Annotated in this window: 7 protein-coding genes; 3 read left to right on the top strand and 4 right to left on the bottom strand. The window is 43.7% G+C overall.

Annotated elements, in window-relative coordinates:
- Nucleotides 1-420, top strand: a 420-nt coding sequence (locus AC3DOM_RS15535; protein WP_487919955.1) for an aspartate/glutamate racemase family protein, incomplete at its 5' end; no start/stop codon positions are given.
- A gap of 71 nt (nt 421-491) precedes the next feature.
- On the opposite strand, the gene AC3DOM_RS15530 is transcribed toward AC3DOM_RS15535, so the two are convergent.
- From AC3DOM_RS15530 to AC3DOM_RS15515, 4 genes are read right to left on the bottom strand one after another with little or no spacing between them, the layout of a single operon-like run.
- Nucleotides 492-1,313, bottom strand: coding sequence for an energy-coupling factor ABC transporter ATP-binding protein (locus tag AC3DOM_RS15530; RefSeq protein WP_487919954.1), 822 nt, complete (start codon nt 1,311-1,313; stop codon nt 492-494).
- Between the two features lie 5 nt (nt 1,314-1,318).
- Nucleotides 1,319-2,179, bottom strand: a complete 861-nt coding sequence (locus AC3DOM_RS15525) for an energy-coupling factor ABC transporter ATP-binding protein (protein ID WP_487919953.1) — start codon at nt 2,177-2,179, stop codon at nt 1,319-1,321.
- Between the two features lie 14 nt (nt 2,180-2,193).
- A complete protein-coding gene (locus tag AC3DOM_RS15520) occupies nt 2,194-3,111 on the bottom strand; it encodes an energy-coupling factor transporter transmembrane component T family protein (RefSeq protein ID WP_487919952.1) in 918 nt (305 codons plus the stop codon).
- Nucleotides 3,112-3,168: 57 nt separating this feature from the next.
- The gene (locus tag AC3DOM_RS15515; protein WP_487919951.1) at nt 3,169-3,708 is read right to left on the bottom strand and encodes an MASE1 domain-containing protein; all 540 of its coding nucleotides are present in this window, start codon (nt 3,706-3,708) and stop codon (nt 3,169-3,171) included.
- On the opposite strand from AC3DOM_RS15515, the gene AC3DOM_RS15510 reads away from it, so the two are divergent.
- Together AC3DOM_RS15510 and AC3DOM_RS15505 are read left to right on the top strand one after the other, a co-directional pair.
- The gene (locus AC3DOM_RS15510; protein ID WP_487919950.1) at nt 3,699-4,217 is read left to right on the top strand and encodes a helix-turn-helix domain-containing protein; all 519 of its coding nucleotides are present in this window, start codon (nt 3,699-3,701) and stop codon (nt 4,215-4,217) included. The genes AC3DOM_RS15515 and AC3DOM_RS15510 overlap by 10 nt on opposite strands.
- A gap of 107 nt (nt 4,218-4,324) precedes the next feature.
- Nucleotides 4,325-4,813, top strand: a complete 489-nt coding sequence (locus tag AC3DOM_RS15505; RefSeq protein WP_487919949.1) for a transposase — start codon at nt 4,325-4,327, stop codon at nt 4,811-4,813.
- Nucleotides 4,814-5,054: the final 241 nt, after the last annotated feature.

The raw sequence follows: 5,054 nt of genomic DNA, 5'->3' as shown, positions 1-5,054 counted from the left end.
GCTGGGATGCGTCGAGCCGTTGAGTTGATGGACAGCATGGTACGCACCTATGGTTTGGAGGCACGTTACGCGGGCACTGAATCCCTGGATATGCGTGTGCTGGATTTCGAGACAGCGCGGGAGAAAACACTGGACAGGCTAGAGGCTACCAGCCTCAGGTTAAGAGAACGCGGAGCAGAAGTTCTGTTGCTGGGCTGTGCCGGGTTGACAAATTTCGTTGATGCGCTTCAAAACAGAGTAGATATGCCCGTAATTGATCCGGTAGAAGCAGGATGCCAGGTTTTGAAAACGATCCATGCCAGCGGTTTAAATACCAGTCATATTGGGTTGTTCAGTTCCCCTGCACCTCAAAAGATGAAACACTTGGGGAAATTGTTCACAGACGATATGATCAAAGTTTTGAACAGAAAAAGGAAATAGTATTTCTTAAATGCTGATACAAAAAATCGCCGTTGACAAAAACAACGGCGATTTTTTATTTTAAATTATATTTATTTCTTGAATGCTATCTTCATTTCTTGTACAGTCAGCACATCATTGGGTAGACCATCTTCGACTAACGCCTGTCCTAGTTGAGTGATTTGCGGTGGTTCCACAAAAGTCTGTTTCAAAATATCTGGCTGAGCAAATATTTCCCGTGTTGGGCCATCCAGTAACTTACGACCTTGACCCAAAACAACAGTTCGTTCTGCATAATCGGCAACAATACGCATCTCATGAGTAATGATAATGACTGTATGCCCTTCTTCCTCCCGTAGGCGTTGGAGGAATTTCATTACTTCAATCGATTGGCGCACATCCTGACCAGTCGTGGGTTCGTCAACAATGATCGTTTTGGGGCGCATGGCTAAGATAGACGCAATTGCTACACGTTGTCGCAAGCCTTTATCGAGAAAGTAAGGATGTGTATCAAACACACCTTCATGTACACCAGCGACTTGTGCAGCTTCGAGTACGCGTTCTTCTATATCATCTTCTAACAGACCAATATTTTTCGGGCCATATGCAATTTCAGCCCAAACGCTGCGGTTAAATAATTGGTGATCAGGGTTTTGAAAGACATATCCAACTTTTGTTACCAATTGTTTGATGATGCCCTTTTGCTTTGTATCGAGGTCATCAACAATAACGCTTCCTTTTGTAGGTTTGAATAAACCATTTAAACACTTGGAAAAAGTTGTTTTTCCGGACCCATTTTGACCGATCAGGGCAATAAACTCTTTCTCCCCAATCTCTAGATCTATATCAAACAAGGCTGGGGTACCATCCGGATATACAAAGTCCAATTCTTTTACAGTTATTAGATTCTTCATCACGGTTACCGTTTCTTCAGGGCTTTTTGAGTAGCTTCGATACTGGTAGCAAGATCCAGCGGCAGTTTCGTTGCGGCAGGTAATGCCTTTTCAGCAATCAGCCACTGAACAAATTCAGAACTTTCAGGCGACAGCACACCACGTTCCTGCAGGTAATCAGGGTCAGAGAAAAACTTTCTTGTGGGTAAATACTTATCCACTAAACCATCATACATCAAAAGCATTTTATCGGCCAAGGGCGCTAACTGTTCCACATTATGTTCTACAACAATAAGGGTATGGTCGCCCGCTTCTTTTAGTCTGCGTAGAATATCAAAGATAAGATTTTTTCCTAATGGATCGATCATGGAGGTTGGTTCATCCATAATGATAATGGGCGGGTTCATCGCCAACACACAGGCAATTGCCACGCGCTGTTTTTGTCCACCGGAAATGTCGTAAGGGCTCTTATCAAGCAAATCCGGGATCAAGGTGATCTCTGCAGCCCAATCAATGCGTTCTTTAATTTTGTCGAGGTCAAAGCCCATGTTCTCTAATCCAAAAGCCAATTCTTCTTCAACGGTCATAGCTGTAAATTGAGCTTCGGGGTCAGAAAATACAATCCCGACATTTGTAGCTAACTGTAATGCATCAGAGTCAAAAACTTTCTCCCCGAAGACCTCTACCGACCCTTTATAAATACCATTATAGCTATGTGGTACCAATCCACTAATTGCAGATACTAGCGTCGTTTTGCCATGCTCGTTGGCTCCAACAATACCAACAAAATCATTCTTTTTTATTTCAAGGTTGATACCTTTGAGCGCAAAGCTTTTCCTGTGCTCATAACGCCACTCTAAATCTTTAAAAACAATCGCTGATTCCATATTTCCTCAATACCCTAAAAGGGGATTCCCAATACTTGGCGAAGGTAAATGTTCAGGGGTGAATTTTCAAGTGCAAACACACCAAAGAATATCTGCGCAATACCTGTTGCGACGAATATAGCTACCATGATGGTAATTGCAATGTAATCTCGCCTGGAATAGGAATACGTTGAGCGGATATAGTCTTCACGCGGTTTTCCAGTGCTTGTACGGCCTGTAAGCGTGTATCCGCGGGCAAACAATGCATTGCTGATTTCATTGGCTCGCCGCAACGCGATGGAAAAGAGGGGGATCAGGTACATCATATAAAGTTTTACCTGATCGCTAAATCTCATGGCTTTAGTATCCAAACCACGTGCCTGCTCTGCCTCACGAATTGTTCTGAAATCATCCATGAACATACCCGATGCTCTTATGGAAAGTCCAACAACATACGAGGCAACAAATGGTAATCGAAGCGCGCGCAAGCCAACCAGCAATTCTCGCTCACGATTTGTAGAAAAGTAAAGGATCGTGCCAAACAACATCGCGATCAGGCGCCAGTATGCAGCAAACGTGAAGAAGAAAGGTTGGTAATAGATTGTTATTCCAAACACTTCCAATGGAGTATTGCTGGGATCATTTCCGGGAGCCAAAATCACCACTGTAAACATAAAAATCGCCACTGTAAAGATAATCGGCATATATATTTTTAATTGCTTAGTATCAACTTTCCCCCACCGCAACAAGACCAGGTTTACCAGTAAAAGTAACATGTTGATTTCAGGGATAAAAATAAAAAGCGGGATAACCCCTAAGAAAATGAACAATACAAGCCGAGTGGCTGGATGATAATCATAAAAGGGGGAAATCATTGGCACATAGCCAAGCAACGTTTTTCGTGCTTTTGCGATTTGGCCAGTCGTTGGTGGTAAGGTAGCTTCAGTTGTCATAGGATGAGGGAATATCTGGATGGAACGGTCGCTCCATCCAGATATCAAGTTGTGTACTTAGGCCCAGTAGCCTTTGCAGAATGCTTTGCTGCGAATAACCAGCGGTGACACGTACTTCAGGATCAGACCACCGAGTATGATGGTTGGAATGGTGTTTCCAATAAACCAACCCAGAAAGGAAACAAACTGAGCTGCTTGAGTAATCAAACCAAAGGAGACCAGCATCGTGGTGCCCCAGGCTGCGCCAATCGCATTGGGAACGATCGCACCCCAAAGGATGAACACACCCCAATCCTTACCGGTGGGCAAACTTGGGTGTGCATTAAACTTTCGGAATGCCCAACCCGCAACCAATCCTTGAAGGATGTTTCCAGGAAGATAAGCAATCGATACTGGAAGCGGTGCAGAGCCGGATAACGAGTTTGAGATCAACGGGAACAATCCAGATGCGATGGCACCCCACCAGCCAAACCAGATGGAACCAATGCTTTGAACAGCCTGACCAGGCCAGAATGCAGACACAAATCCGATCGGAATTGCTAGTGCATAATCAAGCGATTTTCTTGGAAATGTGATAAAAAAGTAGGATGAGAGCAAAACGATATGTACGATCTTTTACAGAGGCAGAAAGCGCTGCTATAAAAGCCGGGTTGAAATCTGGCAATAGCTTTATCTTACGGCGCAGTCAGGTATTGCTTTTCAGCTCTGAGGGTTTCTCCTTGGATGAGATCGCTGCAAAAGTAGGGTACAGCCATGAAAGTGTTCGCATGGTAATCAAGCGATTTGAAGAAGAAGGTCTCAACGTTCTCAAGCAAGGCAAAAGAGGTCCGAAAACGACTGAGAAAGCAATTTCTCAAGAAAACGCAGAAAAACTAAAAGACCTGTTGCGGCGCAGTCCACGAGAATTCCAGAAAGACAGTAGCCTATGGACGTTGGCATTATTAGCAGAAGTCAGCTATGAAGAAAAACTTAGCACCCGAAAAGTGAGCGATGAGACGATCCGCACGACCCTGAAAGAGTTCGGTCTGAACTGGAAACGAGCTAAACGCTGGCTTCGCAGTTCTGATCCACATTACGCTCATAAAAAAAACGTCAAAAACGGCTAATTGCAGAAGCGAAAAAGAAAAAAGACTGGGCATTCGGCTTTCAGGACGAAGTTTGGTGGTCGCGCCTTACTCATCCTAATTTACATAGCTGGACAGATGAGCAACCTTTGAGACTTGTTGAGCAAACTCAAGATAAGGATGACCCTGATCCGAAAGCTTTTGCCTGTTATGGTATAGATATTCGGTTCCAAGAAACAGAAGAAGTTTGGATACGTTTCGTAGAAGGCAATCCCAGAAGCGATCCGACCATAGATTTTCTGAAATGGACCTTGGCAAAGACAGAGCGACAAGGTATTCGTGTCTTACTCATGTTCTGGGATCATGCTTCTTGGCACAAGAGTAAAAAGGTTCGCACATGGCTTCATCAGCATAATCAGGAAGTCAAGCGAGCAGGAAAAGGAACCAGACTTTTGGCTGTTCTTTTACCCAAGAAAAGCCCTTGGCTCAACCCGATTGAACCTCGATGGATCCATGCCAAGAGAAAGGTAATGGAGCCGGAAAGAAAGCTCTCTGCGAAAGAGCTATCCGAGAGAGTCTGTGCTGTCTTCAATCAGCCAGTTTTGCCATGGATAGCCAATTCCAAATTATCCACTTGATTATGCACTAGGGCTTGTCTCAATATGCCAACTCTTCATCTGTTTTAAAATCATTAGCCCTAAGAAAATAATCAAAGTAGGAATCACAGAAGCCTTTATCAGATATGTAGCAGCTAAAACAAAACCAGTAACAATGCACAAATAAAATCTGGGTTGATTTATCATTTTTAACATCAGAACATAACTTGTTTTGCCTCAAGTGGAAATGGAATATTAGGCATTGAGAATAAGACACTTTCTT

It is taken from the genome of Candidatus Desulfolinea nitratireducens (assembly GCF_982879505.1).
This window is presented reverse-complemented; position numbering and strand designations above follow the sequence as displayed.